This is a genomic window from Rhizobacter sp. P2_D12, from assembly GCF_056404395.1.
In genome coordinates this window covers 1-21,475 of record NZ_JBFUEB010000075.1, presented here as the reverse complement: position 1 = coordinate 21,475, position 21,475 = coordinate 1, and the positions used below count along the sequence as shown (strand labels likewise).

The window sequence follows — 21,475 nt, the reverse complement described above, 5'->3', positions numbered from 1 at the left end:
CAGACACAGGCGGATGCGGTACAGCGTGCCGTCGCGGCGCGAGCGAAGCGCTTCGAGCAGCTTCGCCAATGACGAGGAGCCCGCAGCCATCCGGAGGTGGCTGCCATCGTCGCTGTCGGCAACGTCCGGGCTACAGACCGGCGGCCGTCAACGACGCGCCGAACTCCGCCGGCGGCTGGAAGCCGATCACGCGCGTGCCCGGCCGTTCTCGGCCACCCGCATCGAAGAACACGATGCCCGGCGGGCCGAACAGGCCGAAGCGCTTCAGCAGGGCCCGGTCATCCGCGCTGTTGGCCGTCACGTCGGCCTGCAGCAGCAGGGCCGGCGCGAGCCGTGCCTGCACCGGCGGTTCGCTGAAGGTCCGGTGCTCCATCTCCTTGCAGGCGGTGCACCAGTCGGCCTGGAAATCCAGCATCACCGGCCGGCCTGCGGCGGCACCCAATGCCGCATCGAGTTCGGCGACGCTGCGCACGCGGCGGAAGGCCGGCGTGGCCGCGGCCTCGCTGCGCGCGGTGCCCGCCGTGAAGCCCGCCAGCGGCTGCAGCAGGTCGCTGCCGCCGGCCAGCGCGCCCACCAGTTGCGACAGGCCGACGACGCCCAGCACCAGCGCCAGGCCCTGGGTCAGGCGCCGCGCCCGCGCGCTCGCGCCGAACAGCGTGGCGGCGCCCACCAGCAGCGCGGCGCCGACGATGCCCATCACCACCGGCCCCGGCAATACCGGCGACACGATCCACAGCGCCACCGCGAGCAGCAGCACGCCGAACAGGTGCTTGACACCTTCCATCCAGGCACCGGTGCGCGGCAGCAGCGAGCCGGCCGACACGCCCACCAGCAGCAAGGGCACGCTCATGCCGGCGGCGAGGCTGAACAGCGCCAGCCCGCCGATCAACACGTCGCGCGACTGGCTGATGAAGACCAGCGCACCCGCCAGCGGCGCCGCGACGCACGGCCCGACGATCAGCGCCGACAGCCCGCCCATCGCGAACACGCCGGCATGCCGCCCGCCGCGCAGGCGGCCGGCACCGGCGTTCAGCCGCTCCTGGATCGCGCTCGGCATCTGCAGTTCGTAGACACCGAACATCGACAGCGACAGCCCTGCCAGCAGCAGCGCGAACGCGCCGAGCACCCAGGCGTTTTGCAATGCGGCGGCCAGCCCTTCGCCGGCCAATCCGGCCGCGACACCCAGCGCCGTGTAGACCAGCGCCATGCCGAGCGAATACGCCAGCGCGAGGCCGAAGCCGCGCGCACGCGACACCGGGCCGGACGAGCCGACGATGATCGACGACAGGATCGGCACCATCGGCAGCACGCAGGGCGTGAACGACAACAGCAGGCCGGCGACCAGGAAGACGCCGGACACCGTCAGCAGGCTGCCCGAGCGCAGCGCCGATTCGACCTGCCCGCCCGCTGTCCCGGCCGAGGCGAGGGCCGGGGCGGCGACCGCCGGCGTTGCCACGGCCACCGGCAGGCCCTCCGGCAGCCAGGCCACGTCGGCCAGCGCGCCATCCTTCACATGCGCCGTGATGCCGGCGACCTGAGGCGGGTAGCACAGGCCCTTGTCGGCGCAGCCCTGGTAGCTCAGTTGCAGCGCAACCTCGCCCGTGGCGCTGCGCAGCGGCAACTGCAGCGCCACCGTGCCGCGCAGCACCTCGACGGTCTTGCCGAACCCCGCGTCGAACTCCGGCGTGCCGTGCGGCAGCACCGGCTCGCCCAGCGGCGAACCGGTGGCCGCGATGCGGTCGCGGTACAGGTGGTAGCCCGGCGCGATGTCGAACTGCACCTCGAGGGTCTGCGCGTCCCGCACGCGGGCCGTCCCGCGGAAGGCCTGCGCCGGGTCGAGGAAGTCGTCCGCCGCGAAGACCGGGCCGGCGCACAGCGCGATGCAGGCGGCGAGCAGCAACCGTGCCCTCATGACCCGCACCCGATCCGGCTGGTGTGCAGCGCGATGTCGTCGAGCCACACGGTGTTGGCCGTGCCGCCATACGACTCCCAGCCGAGCTTCAGGTCGGTGACCTTCGGCTTCCATGCCGGGCGGCTGCTCAGCCAGGCGGCATCGACGTCGGGCGTGGCCGTCGTGTCCAGCTGCAGGCCGGTGACGGCCGTGCCGTCGACCCAGGTCTGCATCGTGCCCATCGCGGCATCGAGGGCGAACTCGACGCAGGTCCAGGTGGCGGCCGGCAGTTTCGCGCTCAGCGAGATGCCGGTGGGGCTGAGCGACGGCAGCGTCGCATCGTCCTTCGATCGGTTCCACATCAGGATGCCGCTCTGGCCGCCCATGCGCAGGTCCTGCGCATTGGAGTCGCTCGACTCGATCGCGTCGTGCAGCGACATGAAGGTCACGTGCGGGTCGCCCAGCGGCTGCGCGAGCCGGATGAAGTAGCGCCCGTAGACCACCGAGCCCATGCTGGCCGGCTTGGTGTTGATGATGAAGGCATGGCCGCAGTAGCTGCTGCCCGGGTCGATGCGCACCGATTGCTTGCCGCTGTGCGACACCGCACTGTCGATGGTCGCCTTGCCGCTGCCGTCGAAGCAGTTCGGTCCGCCGACGGACCAGCGCGCGGTGTCGGGCGCGGCACCGGCCGAGGCCGACTCGAAGTCGTCGCACAGCGCCATGTCGGTGCAGGCCAGCGTGGCCGGCGCGGGAGCAGGGGCTGGCGTCGGTGCCGGGGCTGGCGCAGGCGCAGGAGTCGGCGCGGGCGCGGGCGCAGGGGCCRGCGACGGTGATGGCGATGGGGCCGGCACCGGCGCGGGTGAAGGCGCGGGGGCCGGTGCCGGCGACGGTGTCGCGCCGTTCACCGGCCCGAGCGCGGACCCGTTGCTGCCTTCGCCGTTCCAGTTCGTTTCCTGCGAATTGCCACCGCAGGCACTCACCAGCGCGGCCACCGCGATGAACAACGGGCCCAGGCCCGCGCCAGATCTCATGGCTTGACCGTCAGCTTGCCGGCGCCGGCCTGCGCCTGCACCGCCGCCTTCACCGAGGCCGCCGGCAGCAGCGCGCTGCGGCTGTACGGCACGGTCCAGCCCACGTCGCCCGAGAAGCTGCACTGCGACAGGTTCAGCGCCGCGCCGTTCACCAGCGAGCCGGTGTCGGTGATCGCGCCGGTCTTGCTCGACGAGCCCGGGTTCTTCAGCACGCTGGTGCAGCCGTTGGCGCCCTGGATCTCGAACACGTTCGCCTCCGAGATGACCTTGGCCAGGTAGGCCACGCCGATGCTGTAGCCGTGCGGGTAGGCCGCGTCCGCCTTGCTGCCCTGGTACAGGTTGTTGTAGACGTGCACCTTGCCGAAACGCACGCGCGGCGCGCGCTCGGTGATGTTCGTGAACAGGTTGTTGTGGAAGGTCACGGTCAGGTGGCCGTTGTCCGAGGTGGTGCTGTCCGACGAACCGATCAGGTTGTTCTTGTCGTGCTGGGCGAAGACGTTGTGCGACACGGTCACGTAGTCGGAGCCGTTCTTCACGTCCAGCGCGCCGTCATGGCATTGCTTGCGTTTGCCGTTGACGACCGGCAGCAGGTCGTCGGTCACCGGCGCGTCGGTGAAGGTGTTGTGGTCGATCCACACGTGGGTCGAGTCGTCGACCGTGATGCCGTCGAACTCCGAGTTCCAGTTGCCGGAGTCGCCGTCGTTCGGGTCCCACACCGGCGACACGTCGCAGGGGTCGACGATGGTCAGGTTGCGCACGATCACGTTGTCGGCGCCGTTGATCTTGATTGCCGCGTTGACCAGGCCCGCACCCGTGCCGACGCCGATCAGCGTCGTGTTGCTGCCCAGCTTCAGCGAACCGCGCGTCGACTGGTCCGAGGTGCTCTTGAACGCACCGCCGTTGTCGGCCGCGGCCATGTCGATGCGGCCGCTCACCTTGATGATCTTCGGCGTGTCGCCGCCGGCCTTGATGGCGGCGCGCAGTTCGGTCGCGGTGTCGACCTTGTAGATCGCCGAGGCCGCCGCGGCCGAACCGCCGCGCGTGCCGCCGGACTGGCTGGCCCAGCCGGTGGCCGGGGCGATGTCGGTGCTGGCGTCGGCCGACGGTGCAGGGGCCGGCGCGGGAGCGGGGGCCGGAGCGGGTGCAGGCGCCGGGGCGGGGCTCGGTGCTGGTGCCGGTGCCGGTGCAGGCGAAGGTGCGGGCGCCGGAGCCGGCGCGGCGACCGGGCCGACCGCGCACTTCTTCGTCTTGCCGGGATACGGGTCGGCACCGAAGGTCGCGGTGGTGCAGGCGATGTTGCCCGACAAGGTCTTCGTCACCCACTGGTTCTTGATGCCGAACGACACCAGGCGCTTGCTGCTGCCGGCCTTGCAGTTCTCGCCTTCATCGGCGCACTTCGAGTAGCCCGACGGCCAGTCGGCAGCCAGGGCCGGTGCGGCGGCGCCGGCAAGGAGAGCGGCGGCGGCCAGGGCGGCCGCGCGGGGGCGGGTGGTGAGGGTCATGGGTGTTCTCCGGGGTTCTGTAGATTTATTGAATGGCGGGATAGGCATTGCGCAGCAGCATCAGGAACTGGTCGTGGAACCATTGCCCGGCATGGGGCGCGCCGCTCAATGCATCGACGTTGCCCGAGCCGCACATCGCGTCGAAGCGCTTGCCTTCGGCGTTCGGCGTGGTGGCCGTGCTGTCGCTGGTGCCGTCGGACGCGCCGGGCGGCTTCACGAACACGAAGGCGTCCAGGTAGGGCCGCGTCGCATCGGGCTTGGCGCGCGGGCGCTCGCCGACGCCGGTGTCCTTCACGTTGCACCAGTTGCCGCGGTGGGCGCGGCGGTCGATGCGCATGTCGTCCACGTCGGCCGCCGCAGCCTGGGGCCGCTTCGCGCCGCCCCAGCCGTTGCGCGAGGTGTCGATCACGAACGACAGCGTGTCGGGGAAGCCGGCGGCCACGAACTCGCTGCGCAGCTTGTCGACGTAGCTCAGCTCGTCGACCATGCGGTTCCATTCGTAGAACTGCGTCGTGCCGCCGGTGCCGACGATGTTGTCGGTCCCGTCGAAGAACGGCTCGTCCAGCGGCGTGTAGTTGGCGGTGTTGCTCGCGAAGCCGCGGATGATGCCCAGGCTGCCACCGGGCGTCGCGCCCTTCACCAGCGTCTTGAAGCCGTCGATCGCCTTCGCACGGTTGTTGTCCCAGCCGAGCCAGCCGGAGTGCGCGATGTCGAGGTACATGTAGACGTTCTTCAGCGTCGACAGCTTGTTCAGCGTGTAGCGGATGCCGTCGACGTAGACGCCCTTCTGGTTGACCGAATCGCACACCGTCTTGCCGATGCCGACGTTGGTCAGCATGTTCGGGTACGAGTCCGGCTCGATCACCGTGACGATGCGCAGGCCGGCATAGGCCGGGCGCGCGACGATCTCGGCGATGCGGTCGATGTACTGCGTCTTGTACTTCGCCAGGCCGTCGTTGGCCGAGCTGAGCTCGCCGTTGGACGCGAGCGCGGCGCAGTCGCGGTCCGGCAGGTCGTAGACCACCAGCAGGATCGCCATCGGCTTGAGCGTGCCGCCGCTTTGCGCCTTCTGCTGCGCGACGGCGGCGTCGAGGTGATCCACCAGGCCCATCGCGCCACCCGTGGTCTTGGCCCCGTCGATGGCGGCGATGCGGTCCAGCCACACCGCGGTCGGGAACCTGGCCGCCGCCTTCACCAGCGCGGTGTCGGTGGCCGATGCGTTCACGCGGGCCAGCGATTGCGAGACCTGGCTGCTGTAGTCGGGGTCCAGGTAGAACAGCGCATCGGCGAACGGGTTGCCGGCGGTGATCAGGCCCGTGGACGGGGCGGGGGCAGGTGCCGGCGCGGGCGCGGGCGAAGGTGCCGGCGCGGGTGTGGGTGCCGGTGTAGGTGTGGGGGCCGGTGCGGGTGACGGTGCCGGCGACGGTGCAGGGGCCGGCGAAGGCGATGGCGAAGGTGCCGGCGCAGGGGAAGGTGCCGGTGCCGGTGCGGGGGCTGGCGACGGGGACGGGGATGGCGCCGGTGCCGGGGCCGGTGTCCCGGAAGGTGCGGGCGCCGTGCTCGTCGGCGGCGGTGCCGGATCGTTGCCGTCGTTGCCGCCGCAGGCGGCCAGCACGAGCGAGAACAGCAGGCCGATGCCGGCGTGCATGCGCCGGTGCGTGTGGATCTTCATGGTGGAACTCCCTGGGTGTTGTGGTTGTGGACGCGTGGGGTCACTGCAGGTAGGGTTTGAGCACGGCCATCTGCGGCTTGTCGGTGCTGCCCGCGGGCTCGATCGAATACATGTAGCTGCCCCACCACGGCCYGGCCGCCCACCAGACCCAGCCGGCCCAGACGTCGGCGTTGGCCTTCAGGTGGTCGAGCGCGCCCGCGACGGCCTGGTTGCAGGTGTCGTTCGCGCCGGCGCCGATCTCGCCGAGCACGGCGCGGTAGCCGTTGCTGCGCGCCCACGCGGTGAAATCCTTCAGGCGCTCGGCGCCGATGGTGGCGCTGCTGCACTCGGCATGCGTGCCGGACGAATCGCTGTCGAGGTACTGGTGCACCTCGAACACCATGTTCTTCCCCGGGTCGACGATGCCCTTCATCACGCTGCCGTTGGCGCTGCCGTACCAGGTCTGCAGCCAGCTGTGCGCGCCGGTCCAGGCATTGCCCGGCACGGTGACGACGTTGCTCGCGCCGGTGCTGCGGATCGCCGCCAGCGCGGCGTTGGCCGCGGCGAGCCACTGCTCGGTCGCGATGTCGTGCGGCTCGTTCATCAGCCCGAAGGCGACGTTCGGGTTGCCCTTGAACTGCGTGGCCAGGCGCGACCAGAAGTCGGCGAAGGCGGCGTTCGGCACCTGGCTCGAACCGACCAGGTTGCCGCGGTAGCGGGCGTAGTTGTGCGGGTCGATCAGCACGGTGACGCCGGTGGCGGTGACCTGCTCGACGAAGCCGGCCAGGCGCGACAGCTCGGTGGCGTCGAAGGGCTGGTTCAGCGCCGGCTGCAGGCGTTCCCACAGGAAGGGCAGGCGCACCGCGTTCATGCCCTTGGACTTGAAGTAGCCCGCACTCGATGCGGACGGGTAGACGTAGTCGCTGTTGTAGGTGCCGGGCAGGTTGCCGGGCGCGAACTCGGCGCTCGCGAGGCTCACCGCGCGCCACGACAAGGTGGCGGCCGAGGGCGCGGGGGCCGGGGCCGGCGAAGGGCTGGGTGATGGGGCCGGTGCCGGTGCCGGTGCCGGGGCAGGAGTTGGTGCCGGTGCTGGTGCTGGCGAGGGAGCCGGCGCTGGCGAGGGTGCCGGTGCGGGAGCCGGGGCAGGCGAAGGCGCGGGCGCGGGCGCAGGCGACGGCGTGCCGCCCCCCGTCGGCGCGGGCGCCGGTGCGTCATTGCCGCTGCCGCCGCCGCAGGCAGCCAGCAGCAGCAAGGCGCTCAAGGCGACCCGCCGGGCGCGGAAGAGGGTGTCGTTCATCGGGGAGTCCTTCAGAAGGTGGTCGCGAGACCCCACTGCACGATCGTCGCGTCGAAGGTGTCGATGCCGGGCGAGCCCTTGCCGCCGACGCGCCAGGCCGAGCGCTGCTGGTAGCGTTCGAGCTTCAGGTCGGTGGTCCAGGTGCCCAGGCGCAGTTCCAGCTTCAGCCCGACGGTGACGCCGCCGAAGGCCGACAGCCGCTGGTCGGCCGACGAGAACTCGGGGTTGCCGGCCGGGCCGGGGTACACCGCGGTGTCCGGCACCGGGTCGTAGTAGAACTCCGCCGCGCTCTGCGTGTAGTAGCGCAGCGACGGCGTCACCGAGAACATCGCCGACACCGGCTGCACCCATGCGGCTTCCAGCGTGTGGGCATGGATGCCGTAGCTGTCGCTGTAGAAGCGGTAGCTGCTGCGTAGCGAGGCCGACAGCGATTCGAAGTGGTGGTTCCAGCGCAGCATCGCGATGTCGGCATCGCGCGAGCGCGGGCGGTGGTCGTAGAGCTTGTACGGGTCGTCGAAGTAGCCCCGGCCGGTCGAGTAGGTCAGGCCGAACTGCGCGATGTCGTACGGCGACAGCGCCTGCGTGAAGCCCAGCGTCGCCTCGATGGTGCGCTTGCGCTCGCCGATGACGATCTGGTTGACCGGGTCGATGGTGTCGCGCGTGACGCCGAGGCCGACGTTGAAGGTGGTGTTCTTGTCCTCGGTGGCCCAGCGGCCTTCCAGCGACAGCGCGTTCGACTTGTAGTCGTTCTCGCTCGAGTGGGCCGCGCCGAGCGCGATCGCGCCGCGCTCGAGGTAGCGCGTGAGCTTCAAGTCGCCGGCCGTGCGCTTGTCCTCCATGCCGGGCGAGCGCGATGCGCCGGACACGTCGCTGTAGTAGCGCGGCGTCGCGCCCGACACGTCGTCGGTGACGGCCGAGCCTTCGACCGACCAGCGGCCCATCGGCACCAGCAGGTACAGCGACGGCGCCTTGACGGTGATGCGGTTGAAGCGGCTGCCTTCGCTGCCGTCGTAGAACGGGTAGCGGGTGTCGACCGCCTGGCTGTCCTTGTACTGCAGGTACTTGAAGGCGAGCAGGCCGTGCTCGGGCGGCTCCTCGGCACGCGCCGGTGCGCAGGCCAGCACGCCGGGCAGCGCGAAGGCGGCCAGCGTGACGCTGCCCCACTTGCGGTCAGTTGCAGCCACAGCCACCTCCGCCGACGCCGGCGCCGCCGGAGGCCGCTTCCTTGCTGTTCAGGATGTGCAGGTCGAAGCGCTGTTCGAGCGCGTCGCCGCCCAGGGTCATCTCGGGCTTGGCGAGCAGGCCCTTCTCCCAGGGTTGCGGGGGCTGGATGCCGGCGCAGCCGGTCAGGGTGGCGGCGAGCAGGAGCCAGGCGCCGCAGGTTCGGTGGGTCATCGGGAATGTCATTTCAGGGCGGTGGCGATGGCTTCTTCCAGCTGCTTGCGCTCGTCCTCACGGAAGCCCGCATGCACCTGGATCACCTTGCCGTCCGCGCCGATCAGCAGCGAGGTCGGCATGCCCTTGACCGCATAGCGGCGCGGCGTGTCGCCCTGCGCATCGAAGGCCAGCACGAAGCTCGCCGGCACCTCGGCCAGGAACTTGTCCGCATCGGCCCGCTTCGCATCCAGGTTCACGCCCACCACCTGCAGGCCCTTCGCGCCGTACTTCGCCTGCATCTCGTTCATCCACGGGAACGACTGCCGGCACGGCCCGCACCACGAGGCCCAGAAGTCGAGGTACACCACCTTGCCCTTGTAGGCCGAAAGGTTCACCGGCCCGCGCGCGCCGGCGAGCGAGAACTCGGGCGCCGGGGCGCCGGCTTCCAGGGCCGCGGCCGGCAGGCTGATCAACAACGCCAACGTGAGGGCGCACAAGCGGTTCATGTCGAGGATTCCTTCGAGGAAGTGAAAAGAGAGATTCGTCGTTGCCGCGCCAGCGCGCCGATGGCCAGCACCAGCAGCGCCAGCCAGCGCGCATCGAGCGCACCGGCGCCTTCATTGGTCGAGGTGGTTTCGGCCTGCGCCGACAGCTGCGCCTCGGTGACCTGGCCGGTCGCCGACGTCACCTTCAGCGTGCCGGTCATCGCGCCGCCGGTGCCGGGCGCGAACACCACCGTCACGGTGCACGACGCACCGGCGGCCAGCGTCCACGGCACGCCGGGGCAGGCGTCGGTCGCGCGGCCCGATTCGACGATGAAGCGCGCGGTGGTCGTCACCGAGGCGATCGTGGCGGCCGTGGCCGAGCTGTTGGAGATGCGCACCGTCAGCGGTTCGCTGCGCCCGCCGGTGCGCACCGCCAGCGAGCGGTAGTCGAGCAGCGCCGGCGCGACCGCCAGCGTGCCGGTGGCCGGCGGCGTCGTGCCACCGCCTCCACCGCCGTTGTCCGGTGGCGTCGTGCCACCGCCACCCCCGGTCGAGCCCGACACCCCGCTGCCGCTGAGCGCGACGTCCGGCGGGTTGCTGCCGCTGGTTGCGACCAGCAGCACCGCGCTGCGCGCGCCCGCGCCATCGGGCACGAAGCTGACCACCACGGTGCAGCTCGCGCCCACCGCCAGGCTGATGCCGCCCAGGCAGGTGCCGCCGCCGACCGAGAACGCATCGGCCTGCGCGCCCGAGGTGCCGATGGCCGACACCGTCGCGCTGCCCGGCCCGTTGTTGACCAGCGTCAGCGGCGCGCCGGTCGCCGTCTTGCCGACCTCGGTCGCGGCGAAGGCCAGCGCGTTGGTGCCGCCCTGCCACGCCAGCACCGGCAGCGTCGCGCTGGAGCCGAGCCCGGTCAGCACCACGCTGTTCGGCGAGCTGAAGGCGTTCGACGTGATGACCACCGTCTCCGACGCGTTCTCGGACGCCGGTGCATACGTCACCGAGAGCTTGCAGCCGTCGCCCGGTGCGAGGCTGGCGGCGCAGTCGTGGCTGGCCTTGAACTCGGCCGAACTGCTCTGGATGCCGTTGATCAGCAGCGCCGCGCTGCCGGTGTTGGACAGCGTCACCGAACGCGCGATCGACGTCGTGCCCATCGACACGAGGCCGAAGCCGATGGCCGGCTGCGACAGCGTCAGCTCCGGGGCCGGCAACGCGATGCCGACGCCCCCGACCGACAGCGTCGCGGTGCCGCCCGGCGCATTGCTCGCGATCGACACGCTGGCCGAGCGCGGGCCGAGTGCCGCCGGCTTCAGTGCGACGGTGACGCTGCAGCTCGCGGCCGGTGCCACGGTTGCCCCCGCGCTGCAGGTGCCGCCCAGCACGATGTCGGCCGCGTTGGTGCCGCTTGCGCTCACCTGGCCGATCTTCAGGTCCGCCTGGCCGTTGTTCGTGACGGTCGCGGTGCGCGCGGCGCCGGTCGTCGCGAGGCCTTGCGCGCCCAGGTCGAGTGCGAGCGTGTCGAGCGCCAGGCCCGGCTGCGCCGTCGCATTGCCCTGGCCGGTCAGCGACACCGCCGCGGTGCCGCCCGCGCTGTGCGCGATCGCAAGGCTCGCCGTGCGCGCTCCCGTTGCCGCCGGCGTGAAGCGCAGCTCGACGAAGCAGTTGCTGCCCGGCGCGACGCTGCTGCCGGCCTGGCAGGTCGAGGCCGTGCCGATCGCGAACTCGGCCGCCTGCGCCCCGCTGAGCGCCAGCGACGCGATCGTCAGCGGCGCGGTGCCGCTGTTGCCGAGCGTCACCCGCAGCGGCTCGGAGGTCGCGCCCACCGTCTGCGCGAAGGCCAGCGTGGTGGGCGACAGCGTCACCGACGGCGAGCTGTCGACGCCGGTGCCCGACAGCGACGCACTGCTGCTGCCCGCGCTGCCGTTGTGGCCGACCGTCAGCGTGGCCGAGCGCGTGCCGGCCAGCGTCGGCGTGAACGTCAGGTTGACCGAGCACGCGGTGCCGGCCGCCAGCGTCGTGCCGACGGCGCAGGTGCCGCCGCTGACCGCGAAATCGCTGCCCTCGCTCAACGCGATGCTGCCGATCACGAGGGCCGCGCCGGCCCCGACCGCATTGCTGACCGACACCGTCTGCACGGCGCTGGTGCTGCGCAGCGGCTGGGACGTGAAGGTGAGGGCGGGCGGGCTCAGCGCCGGGGCCGGCATCGGCGTCACCGGCAGGTAGCTGGGCGTGCGCCCGAGCTGGCCGGCGATGTAGGCCGTCAGGTCGTTCAGCTGCGCGTCGCTCAGCTTGCCCTGCATGAAGGCCATCTGGCTGACGCTCGCGAGCGCGCCCTTGATGTTGGAGGCGCTGGTGCCGTTGGCGATGCGGTTCAGCGGGTTGGCCGGCAGCGCGCCGTGGCAGGCGCTGGAGCTGCAGCTCTGCTTGCCCGCGACCAGCGCGGTCGTGAACAGCTGCTTGCCGTTGGCCGCGTCCTGCGCGAACGCCGGGGCGGCGCAGAGCGCCGAAAGGATGAGGAGGAGCCTGCGTGCCATCGCGTCAGGCCTTCATCCACGGCAGGTCCTGGCCGGCCACGGCCCAGATCGCGTCGGTGTGGTCGCCGTTGGCGCCGCGCACGTTCGGGTAGCCCCAGGCGGTGGTGTTGACGTCGCCGGTGCCCACGCCCATCGAGCGCAGCACCATGCCCATCCACTGCGTGTACAGCAGGCCCGAGTACCAGTGCGGGTCGGACGACCAGTTGAACGAGTTCAGGTCGCGGTAGTCCAGCGACTGCCCGGTCTTGAAGTAGCCGCCGGCGTTGCCCAGGCTGATGATCGGGATGCAGCGGTTGTGGTGGTGGCCGGGGTTGCCGCCCGAGCCGAGCTCGAAGCCGCTCGCGATCAGCGACTTGTCGAACAGCGTCTGGCCGTCGGCCGCCTTCACCTGGTCGAGCTTGTTCGCGATGTCGAGCATGCTGCCCTCGAACTGCAGCTGCACCGCGGCGTTGAAGCCGGCCCGCTTGGCCGGGTCGTCCAGCGCGTGCGCATAGTCGTTGTGCCAGGCGTGCTCGGGCTCGGGGCCGAAGGTGTAGCTGGTGGGCCCGTTCACGTAGACCCGGCTGATGCCGGCCGAGAAGGCCGCGACGACGATGTCGTTCCACAGCAGCTCGCACTGCACCTGGCTGGCCGGCTGGCCGTAGAAGCCGGCCGCGGCCTCGAGCGCCGAGGTGTCGCTGGTCGGGCGCGGGAAGCTGCTGCTCACCGGTGTCTGCGCGAGCTTGCCCTCCACCTGGTTCAGCAGGTCGAGGTAGTTGCCGAGCCGCGCCTTGCAGTCGGCCGAGCACGCGGCGTCGGCCATCACCAGGTCGGCATGCTCCTTCACGCGGTCGACCAGCACCGTTTTGTCGGCCGGTGCCGGGGTGGTGGTGCCGCCGCCGGTCGTGTTCTTGAACAGCCGGTCGAACAGCTTGACGTTGCTCTCGGCGGTCGGCGTGGTCTGCACGGTGGCGGTGCCGGATTTCGACAGCGACACCAGGTTGCGCACGATCGCCGGCTGCAGCACCGGGGTCGGGTAGAAGCTGGCGGCGCCGGCCAGCACCTGGTCGATGGTCGGGCTGGTGGCGTCGCCGCCCAGCGTGCCGCCGCGGTTGTGGCCGCCGCTGACCGCGAAGTCGAGCCCGTTGATCACGTTCATGCGCGACAACATGCGGGCCGACAGCGCCGAGCTCTTCGCCTGCAGGATGTCGCTGATCACCGTCAGGTTGCCCGAGGCCTTGGCGGCCGCGGCCAGCTGCGCCTGGCGGATCGTGATGCCGCCGTAGCTTTGCGTCGCGGCCGGCGGCAGGTCGAGCAGCGGCCCGAAGAACTGGCTCTGGAACACGCCGTGCCAGGTGGTGGTGTGCACGAAGTAGCGCTCGGCCGAGGCGGCGGCCTCGGTGGCGGCGCGCGCCTCGCGCGGCAGCAGCGAGGGCAGCAGCGGCAGGGCCAGCACGGTGCCGCCGGCACCGAGCAGGAACTGGCGGCGGGACAAGCGGTTGAACGCAGGTTTCATTTCGCCCTCTGGATCGTGGTGAACTCGGTGCGCAGCGCGATCGATGCGAACAGGCTGCGCAGGTTGGCGCCATTGGCGGCCTGCACGCGCAGCGCCTCCATCAGCGCGCCGTCGGCGGCGCTCTCGGCGCGGCCGAAGCTGTAGCGCACGTAGTTGCGCGCGAAGCAGCGCTCGAACTGGCCGCTGTCGAGGATGTACTGCTGCGTCGCCGACGGCGAGCTGGTGGCGCGCGACGAGCCGTCGGCCAGGCGCACCAGCGCGGCGGTGTCGATCGGCTTCTCGCCCAGCAGCGCGCCCTTGTCGTCGAGCACGCGCTCGGTCTGGCGCACGCGGCCCAGCGAGTCGAAGCCCTCGAAGGCGAAGCCCCACGGGTTCATCTGCGTCTTGTGGCAGCCGACGCACGAGGTGCCTTCCATCTCGGTGACGCGTTCGACGCGCTGGCGCGTGGTCAGCACGCCCGACAGGTCGGCCTTGGAGTTCGACTGGTCCATCGCCGGCGTCGGCATCGCCTCGCAGGTCAGGCCGAACAGCACGCGGCTGCCGCGCGAGATCGGCAGCGTGGTGTCGGTCGAGCCCTGCGCGATGAAGCCGATGCGCGTCAGCAGGCCGACGCGCGACGGCTCGGTGAAGAGCGGCGGCGCGGTCTTGCCGTCCCAGACGGCGGTCTTGTACAGCGACGCGATGTCGGCCGTCTTCGCGTACGAATGCCGGTCGGTCAGCACCTGCTGCAGCGAGGCGTTGCGTGCGGCCAGGTACGACACCATGTCCAGCACCTCGGCCACCGCCGCGTCGCGCGAGCTCGGCAGCGCCTTGAAGCTGCCGGCGAAGGCGTCGAACTTCGGGTCGCCGACCTTGCCGTCCAGCGCCACCAGCTCCTGCAGCCGGAACCAGCCGCTGAAGAAATCGCGCATCGCGCGGTCGGAACGCGCGTCGGCCATCATGCGCTGCACCTGGGCGGTGTAGACCTCCGGCTTCAGCAGCGTGCCGTCGTCGGCCAGCGCGTTCAGCGCGGCGTCGGGCACCGAGTTCCAGAAGTGCAGCGCGAGCCGCGTGGCCTGCTCGTGCGCGGTCAGCGCGGTGCACGACGCATTGGCGTCGGTGGCGGCCTGCCCCTTCTCGACCACGAAGTAGAACTTCGGCGACGCCATCATCGTGCCCAGCACCTTGGCCACCGAGGCCTGGCTGGCCGCGTTGCCGGCGGCGTTGCGGTAGACGTTGACCTCGGCCTCGCTGAGCGGCTGGCGGAACAGCAGCCGGCCGGCCTTGCGGATGAAGCCGGTGACGCAGGCGTCGGCGGTGCCGGTACAGCTGCCCAGCAGCGTCGACAGCCGCGTCGCGTCCGCCGTCATCGCCTTCGCCAGCGTCTCGGCGGTGTCGTGCAGCGCGGTGACCTGCCGCAGGTTGACGGCGGCGTCCAGCCGTTCGTAGCCCTTGTGGCGCGAGGTGTCCGGGTTCACCGCGACGTCGGGCGGGAACTGCGTGGTGTCGCGCACCAACGGCGCGACGCTCGCGGCCAGCGTGCTGTCGCCGGTGAGGGCGGTCGTCACGTCGGTCAGCGCGTTGACCACCTGGTCGCGCGTCAGCCGGCGCGGCATCGCGGCGGCACTGCAGCCGGGGCCGGCGATGGTCTCGGGCGTGGTGGCCACCACGGTCACCGCGGCGATCTGCGCGTGCGGGTCGGTGCCGGCCGGCACCGTGACGGCGTTTGCGCCGTTGCCGGTGGGCGGCGCGTCGGTGGCCGGCGCCTGCGAATCGCCGTTGCAGGCCGCCGCGAGCGCGGCGACACAGAAGGCCAGGAGTTTCGATCGCATGATTGCTCTCGGTTGCGTGACAAATGGGACAGCTGACGGGGCGCGATTCTGTTGAAATCGATGCCGGCAGAATTGACCGAGGTGTGACCAAGACCTCTCCGTACGAGGGTGGAGAGGCCACGCAACTGCTCGCAACAGGCGTAACGGTGACTGTTGGAAACAGACGGCGCGGGACTGCGGCTCGGCAGAATCGCGCCCATTGAGGCTGCGGCATGCACCGCGGCACGGCCCAACCGCAGAGGGAGTCGATGGACAACGAAGTGTTCGTGTTCGGAAGGTGCGAGGTGCGGGTCGCGACGCGCGAGGTGCTGCTCGCGGGTGCGCAGCAGCCGATCGAGCCGCGTCCGTTCGAGCTGCTGGTCTACCTGATCCGCCACCGCGGCCGCATCGTCAGCAAGGACGAGCTGCTGGACACGCTGTGGTCCTTCGATTTCGTCACCGCCAGCGTGATCGCGCGCGCGGTGATGAAGATCCGCAAGGTGCTGGGCGACGACAGCGAGGCCGGCTCGCTGATCAAGACGATCCACCGCACCGGCTACCGCTTCATGGGCGAGGTGCGCGACGAGCGGCCGGCCGTGGCGCCGGCCGCGCTGCCGGCGCCGATGGCGGGGGCCGCGCCGTCGGTTTCAGTGTCGAGGTCGGTGGCGGTGGCGCTGCTGCCCTTCGTCAACAAGACCGGCCGGCCCGACCTGGACTGGCTGGAGCTCGGCCTGCTGTCGCTGGTGGTGCGCGACCTCGGCGTGCACCCGCGCCTGCAGGTGGTGTCGATCCCGGCGCTGCTGAATGCCTTGCAGGCGCTGCCGGCCGAAGCGTCGGCCGAGCAGCGCGATGCCGACCTGGCACGGCTGCTCGGCGTGCGCCATGTGGTGACGGCCGAGGTGCATGGCGATGCGCTGCGCTACGAACTGCGCTGCCGGCTGTCGGGCGAAGGGCGCGGCGACGACACGGTGGTCGGCGCCGCCGAGCTGACCGACCTGGGCCGCGGGCTGACGCGCTGGCTCGAGTCGCGCTTCTTCCCCGGCGAAGCGGCACCCGAGGTGCATGGCAGCTGGGCGTTGCGCCGCTCCGAAGGCGCGCTCGGCCGCGCGCTGCAGGCGATCGCCGAGCAGAAGTGGACGCTGGCGCTGGAGCTGCTGGACGCCGTGCTGCGCGTCGAGCCGGACCACCTCGGGGCGCTGGTGGAGCGGCTGCGTGCGCTGGTGGCGCTGGACGACAACAAGGCCTTCGAGCTCGGCGACGCGCTGCTCGCGCGGCTGCGCGGCGCGCCGAACCRGGCGGTCGAGGCGGCGGTGCATTTCGAGCTGGCGCAGGCCCACGTGCGGCGCCGCGTCAACGACAAGGCCAAGCACCACCTCGACGAATCGCTGCACAGCGCACCCGGCAAGGCCGCGCGCGAATCGGTGATATCGACGACGCTGCTGCGGGCGCAGATCGCGATAAATGAAACCGATTTCACTGTCGCGGCCGCGTTGGTCGACCGGGCCGAGGCCTTGTGCCGGGGCGGCAGCGTGTTCGAGCAGTTGCGCATCCTGTCGCTGCGGCTGGTGCTGGAAGCCGAGACCGGCAGCATGGTGGACGCGTGGGGCCATGCGAGGCGAGCCGCGGCGCTGTACCGCGACCACGGGCTGCTGGTGGGGCAGGCGCGGGCCGAGTGCAATGTGGCCAATGCGAGCGCGAGCCTGGGGCATTTCAAGATGGCCGAGCAGCATGGCGAGGCGGGCCTGGCGATCTCGCGCAGCCTGCAGGTGCCCACCGATTCGGTGATCTCGGCGATGCTGCTGTGCGGCATCTACCGGCAGCTGCGCCGGCCCGCCAGCCTGGCGCGCGTGCTGGCCATCCTGGAAGAGGTGGACACCGGCGATGCGCCGCGCAACGAAGGCTTCCGGCTGATCGGGCGCGCGCACCAGGCGCTGGCCACCGGGCAGGCCGGCGTGGCGGCGCAACTGCTCGGGCGCGCCGCGGCCGAGGCCGAGGCGAAGGGCCAGGAGATGCAGCTGCACTTCGTGCTGCCGCTGCTGACCGGTGCGCTGATCCATGCGGGGCAGCTGGCGCAGGCCGACGATGCGTGCCGGCGCACCGCGGCGTTGCCCAAGCTGGCGCGCGACCGCAACCTGCAGGGCGCGCTGTGGCACGCGCGGGCGCAGCTGGCGCATGCGCGCGGCGAGCCGGGGCGCGCGATCGAGCTGCTGCTGAAGGCGCGCGACGCGACGCCGATCGGCTGGTGGAACGCGCATGCGCGCATCGACGGCGCATGGCTGTGCCTCGAGCAGCACCGGCTGGAAGAGGCCGAGGACCTGCTGCGCGGCCTGGAGGCCTGGCAGGACGAGCACCCGGCCGGCATCGCGGTGCGCGCGCGGCTGTGCCATGCGCGCGGGCACGGCAGCGAGGCGCAGGCGGCGCAGGCGCGGCTGGCGGCGGCGGTGGAGGGGGCGTTGCCGCAGTGGCTGCTCGATCTGGGGCGGTGCTATGCGGTGCAGGAGCGCCGGGACGTGCCGTGGGCGCCTTGCCTGGCGACGTGGCTGTAGTGCATTGCGCCGGAAGCCTGTGTCAGACTTCCCGGGTCTTCCCCGACAGCAAGGAACATCGTGCTTGTAGAGATCGCGATCGGTGATGCGTACGGTGCCGGCTTCGAGTTCTGCGAGCGAGGGAAGATCGTGCGGAGCAACACGCTGGCCGGGTACGTCCCGCACGAACTCGGCATCGAGGCCGGCCGGTACACGGACGATACGCAGATGAGCATCGCCGTGTCGGAGGTCCTGCTCTCCCAGGCCGACCTGTCGAGTGACGCGTTCGCCGACGCGTTCGTGCGCTGCTACAAGCGCGACGCCCGCAAGGGCTACGCCAAGGGGATGCAGGAACTCCTGGAGAACTGCAGCGATGGGGCCGCCCTGAGGCAGCGCATCCGTCCGCAGAGCCGGCGCAACGGGGCCGCCATGCGGTCGGTGCCCTTGGGGCTCATCGCCGACAGGCCGTTGCTGGTCACGACCGCGCGTGCGCAAGCGGTCGTGACGCACGACACCCCCGAAGGCGTGCTGTCGTCGCAGGTGGTGGCCCTGATGGCTCATTTCGTGATGCATGACGAAGCTGACTTGGCGGATCTTCCCGGGCTCATCCTGCGAGAAACCGGGTTCGAGCTCCTGGGCGACTGGCAGTCCGAGGTGGAGTGCGATGCCATCCAGACGCTTCACGCCGTCAACACGGCCCTGCTGCGCAATCGCAGCCAGTCGGCGTTGCTCCGTGATTGCGTGAACTTCGGTGGCGACGTCGACAGCGTCGCGGCCATTGCGATGGGGATTGCCTCGCTGACGCCTGAGTACGCGCGCGATGTCCCGGCGCCGCTTGTCGATGGGTTGGAAGACGAAGGGTTTGGCAGGAGCTTCCTGGCCCGCCTCGACGCATCGTTGGCCAAAGGATTTCCTGTCCTGGCAAAGCAGGTGCGCTGAGCGCGACGTGCGCAGCGGCCTGGCCCGGGGGCGGAGGGGAATGGGAGTCGAACCCACCCGGCGACGCATGGCGCCACCCACCGGGTTTGAAGCCCGGCCGTCCCACCAGGGACGCTTCCCCTCCTTCGAATTCAGGGCATTGTCTGCGTGAACAGCGCGGTGTCGCTGCGCAGCCGGTGCACGTCGCCCACCCGGCGCAGCAGGCCGATGCGGTCGAAGTATTCGAGGATCTGGATGGCCCGCTTGCGGCCCAGGCCGGTCGCGTCGCGGAAGGCCGCTGCCGCCACCGTGCCGTCCACCGCCGCGCCGCGCGCCAGCGCCGCCAGCCGCTGCATCGCGGCTGGCGGGTAGTACAAGTCCTTCGCGACCTGGTGCAGCTCGCCGCGCTGCGCCAGCCGGGCCAGCGTGGTGCGCATCAGCACCTCGCCCTCGCGCGCGTCGCGCGCCAGGTCGCGCACCCAGCTGCCCTCGAAGCCGGCCGCCGCCAGCAGCGGCGCGACTTTCTGCGCCAGCCGTTCGTCGGTGGCCGACAGCCGCAGGCCATGCTCCGGCAGGTGCACGAACGCCCCCTGCACGACCACCGCGCCGTCCTGCTGCAGTCCGGCCAGCAGCGATGCCCACAGCGGCGGCGGCAGGCGCGGCGCGGCCAACCGGCGCAGGCGTGCACTGTCGGGCCCGAGCAGCTCGGGGTCGCGTTCGTGGAAGGCGCGCAGCGCGGCGAGCACCGCGTCGCGCACGGCCGCGCGCTGCGGGCCGCCGAGCTGCCAGTCGTCGCCTGCGCTCTCGTCCGGCAGGGCGCCTTCGGCCGCCTGCCAGCGGCGGCGCGACAGGCCGTGCGGCGCGGCATCGAGCAGGCCGGCCCAGCGTTGCTCCGCCGTGGGCAGCGACCAGGCCGCCAGCTCGCCCAGCCGCTGCGGCGTGCGCCGGTAGCGCACCGGTGCGAACGGATCGAGCACGATGCCGCCGCCCAGCGTGCGGCTGGCCGAGTTGTCGCGCAGCACGATGCGGTCGCCGCGCCACGCGCCGACCGGCGCGCGCAGCACCACCTGCACCAGCGCCTGCTGGCCGGGCGCGAGGCTGTCGCCCGTCGCCCCGCCCAGCACGGCCACCGTGCCCGTCACGTCGGCGGCGCCCAGGTGCACGTGCACCGGCGTGCCGGAGCGCAGCGGCTTCGCCTCGTCGTGCCACAGCGTCAGCAGCGCGTCGAGCCGCTCGGTCGCGACGCCTGCGCCGGCCGAGACCAGCCACTGCCCGCGCGACACCTCGTGCTTGTCGAGACCCGCCAGCGCGACGGCGCAGCGCTGGCCCGCGTGCGCCTGCGTGGCCGCGCGGTTCTGCGTGTGCAGGCTGCGCACGCGCGCACGCCGCATGGGGGCCGACGGGCACAGCTCCAGCTCGTCGCCGACCTCGACGCGGCCGGCGTGCACCGTGCCCGTCACGACGGTGCCGACGCCGTCGAGCGTGAAGGCGCGGTCGATCGCGAGGCGGAACGCCGCGCCGGCAGTGTCGCGCCCGGCCGTTGCGCGCGCGGCGTCGAACAGCAGTTCGCGCAGCGCCGGCAGCCCCGCGCCGGTGCGCGCCGACACCGGCAGCACCGGCGCGCCGGCCAGCGGGCTGCGGGCCAGCAGGGCCGCGACGTCGGCCTGCACCTGCGCGATGCGCGCGGCATCCACCCGGTCGCACTTGGTGATCGCGACCGCGCCGCGCGCCAGCCCGAGCAGCGACAGCACCGCCAGGTGCTCGCGCGTCTGCGGCATCACGCCGTCGTCGGCGGCCACCAGCAGCAGCCCGAAGTCGATGCCGGTCGCGCCGGCCAGCATCGTGTGCACCAGGCGCTCGTGGCCCGGCACGTCGATGAAGCCGATGCGCGGCGTGCCGTCCGCACCGGGCACGTCGAGGAAGGCATAGCCCAGTTCGATCGAGATGCCGCGCGCCTTCTCTTCCGGCAGGCGGTCGGTGTCGACGCCGGTGAGCGCGCGCACCAGCGTGGTCTTGCCGTGGTCGATGTGGCCTGCGGTTCCGACGATCATGTTCCGACGCTCATGCTGATCACATGAAATTGCGCGTGTGCAGATCGGCCAGCCGCTCGGCCTCCCCGCGCTCGAAGCCCAGGCGCACCAGCCGCGCGCGCCGGCCGGCGGCCATCTCGCGCTGAAGGGCCAGCACGGCCGCCTGCCCGCGCGCGATCGCCGCGGGCGCCAGGCTGCCGGCCGCCAGCAGCACCAGCGCGTCGAACACCTCCTCGTTCAGCCCGGCGGTGTCGGCCAGCGCATCGAAGCGCTGCTCGATCGCATTGCCCAGCCGCGCGCGATGGTCGGGCTCGAGGGCCAGCCGGTACTCCAGGTGCGCCATGCCGAAGGCGACGTGCCGCCCTTCGTCGCGCGCCGCCAGCCGCGCGACCTGCCGCGTCACCGGATCGGGCGCATGCTCGTGCAGGAAGTTCAGCAGGTTCACGAAGCTGCCTTCGCCCAGCACCGACAGCAGGAAGGTCGCGGTCGAGAAATCCGGCGCCTCGAACAGCGTGCGCAGCGACGCCTGCCCGCCTGCCGTCGACAGCGCCGGCACGTGGCCGCGCAGGCCCGCGCGCCGCGTGAACACCTCGACGTGCCGCGCCTCGTCGGCGCACTGCAGCGCCAGCAGCTGCAGCACCTCGCGGTAGTGCGGGTGGATCTGCCCCAGGTGCCGCGCCGGCACCAGCAGCGCCGCGTTCTCGTTCTCGACCAGGTAGGTCATCACCTGCACCACGGCCGCCTCGATCTCCGGTGCGAGCTCGAAATCCGCCTGCCAGTCGATCGCCGTCGCCGGGTCCCATTGCGCCGCCGCGGCCTGCGCGTACAGCTCGCCCGCGGTGGTGGCCCACAGCTCCTGGCGGCGGCGCAGCGCGAACGCGAAGCCCGGGCTGCCGGCCTCCACCATCGCGCCGCGCGCCGCCAGCCCCCAGCCCGGCAGCGCCTCGGC

15 protein-coding genes and 1 tRNA gene are annotated in these 21,475 nt (G+C 71.8%); 2 read left to right on the top strand and 14 right to left on the bottom strand.

What is annotated here, in order from left to right; all coding sequences use genetic code 11:
- Window positions 1-130: 130 nt before the first annotated feature.
- From dsbD to AC1DYN_RS22470, 11 genes are read right to left on the bottom strand one after another with little or no spacing between them, the layout of a single operon-like run.
- Window positions 131-1,912, bottom strand: a complete 1,782-nt coding sequence (gene dsbD, locus AC1DYN_RS22520) for a protein-disulfide reductase DsbD (RefSeq protein ID WP_477963346.1) — start codon at window positions 1,910-1,912, stop codon at window positions 131-133.
- Window positions 1,909-2,922, bottom strand: coding sequence for a hypothetical protein (locus tag AC1DYN_RS22515; RefSeq protein WP_477963345.1), 1,014 nt, complete (start codon window positions 2,920-2,922; stop codon window positions 1,909-1,911). The genes dsbD and AC1DYN_RS22515 overlap by 4 nt, the downstream gene beginning before the upstream one ends.
- The gene (locus AC1DYN_RS22510; protein WP_477963344.1) at window positions 2,919-4,424 is read right to left on the bottom strand and encodes a pectate lyase family protein; all 1,506 of its coding nucleotides are present in this window, start codon (window positions 4,422-4,424) and stop codon (window positions 2,919-2,921) included. The genes AC1DYN_RS22515 and AC1DYN_RS22510 overlap by 4 nt, the downstream gene beginning before the upstream one ends.
- A gap of 25 nt (window positions 4,425-4,449) precedes the next feature.
- Window positions 4,450-6,096, bottom strand: a complete 1,647-nt coding sequence (locus tag AC1DYN_RS22505; RefSeq protein WP_477963343.1) for a glycoside hydrolase family 6 protein — start codon at window positions 6,094-6,096, stop codon at window positions 4,450-4,452.
- Between the two features lie 40 nt (window positions 6,097-6,136).
- Window positions 6,137-7,372 (bottom strand): glycoside hydrolase family 5 protein, encoded by a 1,236-nt coding sequence (locus tag AC1DYN_RS22500; RefSeq protein ID WP_477963342.1) that lies wholly within the window; start codon window positions 7,370-7,372, stop codon window positions 6,137-6,139.
- An 11-nt stretch (window positions 7,373-7,383) separates the two neighbouring features.
- On the bottom strand, window positions 7,384-8,556 hold the full coding sequence (locus tag AC1DYN_RS22495) for a DUF3570 domain-containing protein (protein ID WP_477963341.1): 1,173 nt from the start codon (window positions 8,554-8,556) through the stop codon (window positions 7,384-7,386).
- On the bottom strand, window positions 8,543-8,767 hold the full coding sequence (locus AC1DYN_RS22490; protein WP_477963340.1) for a DUF4266 domain-containing protein: 225 nt from the start codon (window positions 8,765-8,767) through the stop codon (window positions 8,543-8,545). Before AC1DYN_RS22490 ends, AC1DYN_RS22495 begins: the two co-directional genes overlap by 14 nt.
- Window positions 8,768-8,775: 8 nt before the next feature.
- On the bottom strand, window positions 8,776-9,255 hold the full coding sequence (locus AC1DYN_RS22485; RefSeq protein ID WP_477963339.1) for a TlpA family protein disulfide reductase: 480 nt from the start codon (window positions 9,253-9,255) through the stop codon (window positions 8,776-8,778).
- A complete protein-coding gene (locus AC1DYN_RS22480) occupies window positions 9,252-11,768 on the bottom strand; it encodes a choice-of-anchor D domain-containing protein (RefSeq protein WP_477963338.1) in 2,517 nt (838 codons plus the stop codon). Before AC1DYN_RS22480 ends, AC1DYN_RS22485 begins: the two co-directional genes overlap by 4 nt.
- A 4-nt stretch (window positions 11,769-11,772) precedes the next feature.
- Window positions 11,773-13,263, bottom strand: a complete 1,491-nt coding sequence (locus tag AC1DYN_RS22475; RefSeq protein ID WP_477963337.1) for a DUF1552 domain-containing protein — start codon at window positions 13,261-13,263, stop codon at window positions 11,773-11,775.
- Entirely contained in the window at window positions 13,260-15,074 is a 1,815-nt protein-coding gene (locus AC1DYN_RS22470) for a DUF1592 domain-containing protein (protein ID WP_477963336.1), read from the bottom strand. Before AC1DYN_RS22470 ends, AC1DYN_RS22475 begins: the two co-directional genes overlap by 4 nt.
- A 248-nt stretch (window positions 15,075-15,322) precedes the next feature.
- Here AC1DYN_RS22470 and AC1DYN_RS22465 point away from each other — a divergent pair, with 248 nt between their 5' ends.
- Together AC1DYN_RS22465 and AC1DYN_RS22460 are read left to right on the top strand one after the other, a co-directional pair.
- The gene (locus AC1DYN_RS22465) at window positions 15,323-17,599 is read left to right on the top strand and encodes a winged helix-turn-helix domain-containing protein (protein WP_477963335.1); all 2,277 of its coding nucleotides are present in this window, start codon (window positions 15,323-15,325) and stop codon (window positions 17,597-17,599) included.
- Window positions 17,600-17,659: 60 nt separating this feature from the next.
- Window positions 17,660-18,517 (top strand): ADP-ribosylglycohydrolase family protein, encoded by an 858-nt coding sequence (locus tag AC1DYN_RS22460; RefSeq protein ID WP_477963334.1) that lies wholly within the window; start codon window positions 17,660-17,662, stop codon window positions 18,515-18,517.
- A gap of 31 nt (window positions 18,518-18,548) precedes the next feature.
- Here AC1DYN_RS22460 and AC1DYN_RS22455 read toward each other — a convergent pair.
- From AC1DYN_RS22455 to AC1DYN_RS22445, 3 genes are all read right to left on the bottom strand, one after another.
- Window positions 18,549-18,641 (bottom strand) — tRNA-Sec (locus AC1DYN_RS22455).
- 7 nt (window positions 18,642-18,648) lie between these two features.
- The gene (gene selB, locus AC1DYN_RS22450; protein WP_477963333.1) at window positions 18,649-20,547 is read right to left on the bottom strand and encodes a selenocysteine-specific translation elongation factor; all 1,899 of its coding nucleotides are present in this window, start codon (window positions 20,545-20,547) and stop codon (window positions 18,649-18,651) included.
- A 19-nt stretch (window positions 20,548-20,566) separates the two neighbouring features.
- Window positions 20,567-21,475, bottom strand: a 909-nt coding sequence (locus AC1DYN_RS22445) for a ferritin-like domain-containing protein (protein ID WP_477963332.1), incomplete at its 5' end; no start/stop codon positions are given.

Coding starts and splice junctions, on each gene's coding strand:
- dsbD (WP_477963346.1), bottom strand. CDS start 1,912: ATGAGGGCACGGTTGCTGCTCGCCGCCTGCATCGCGCTGTGCGCCGGC.
- AC1DYN_RS22510 (WP_477963344.1), bottom strand. CDS start 4,424: ATGACCCTCACCACCCGCCCCCGCGCGGCCGCCCTGGCCGCCGCCGCT.
- AC1DYN_RS22505 (WP_477963343.1), bottom strand. CDS start 6,096: ATGAAGATCCACACGCACCGGCGCATGCACGCCGGCATCGGCCTGCTG.
- AC1DYN_RS22490 (WP_477963340.1), bottom strand. CDS start 8,767: ATGACCCACCGAACCTGCGGCGCCTGGCTCCTGCTCGCCGCCACCCTG.
- AC1DYN_RS22485 (WP_477963339.1), bottom strand. CDS start 9,255: ATGAACCGCTTGTGCGCCCTCACGTTGGCGTTGTTGATCAGCCTGCCG.
- AC1DYN_RS22480 (WP_477963338.1), bottom strand. CDS start 11,768: ATGGCACGCAGGCTCCTCCTCATCCTTTCGGCGCTCTGCGCCGCCCCG.
- AC1DYN_RS22475 (WP_477963337.1), bottom strand. CDS start 13,263: ATGAAACCTGCGTTCAACCGCTTGTCCCGCCGCCAGTTCCTGCTCGGT.
- AC1DYN_RS22470 (WP_477963336.1), bottom strand. CDS start 15,074: ATGCGATCGAAACTCCTGGCCTTCTGTGTCGCCGCGCTCGCGGCGGCC.
- selB (WP_477963333.1), bottom strand. CDS start 20,547: ATGATCGTCGGAACCGCAGGCCACATCGACCACGGCAAGACCACGCTG.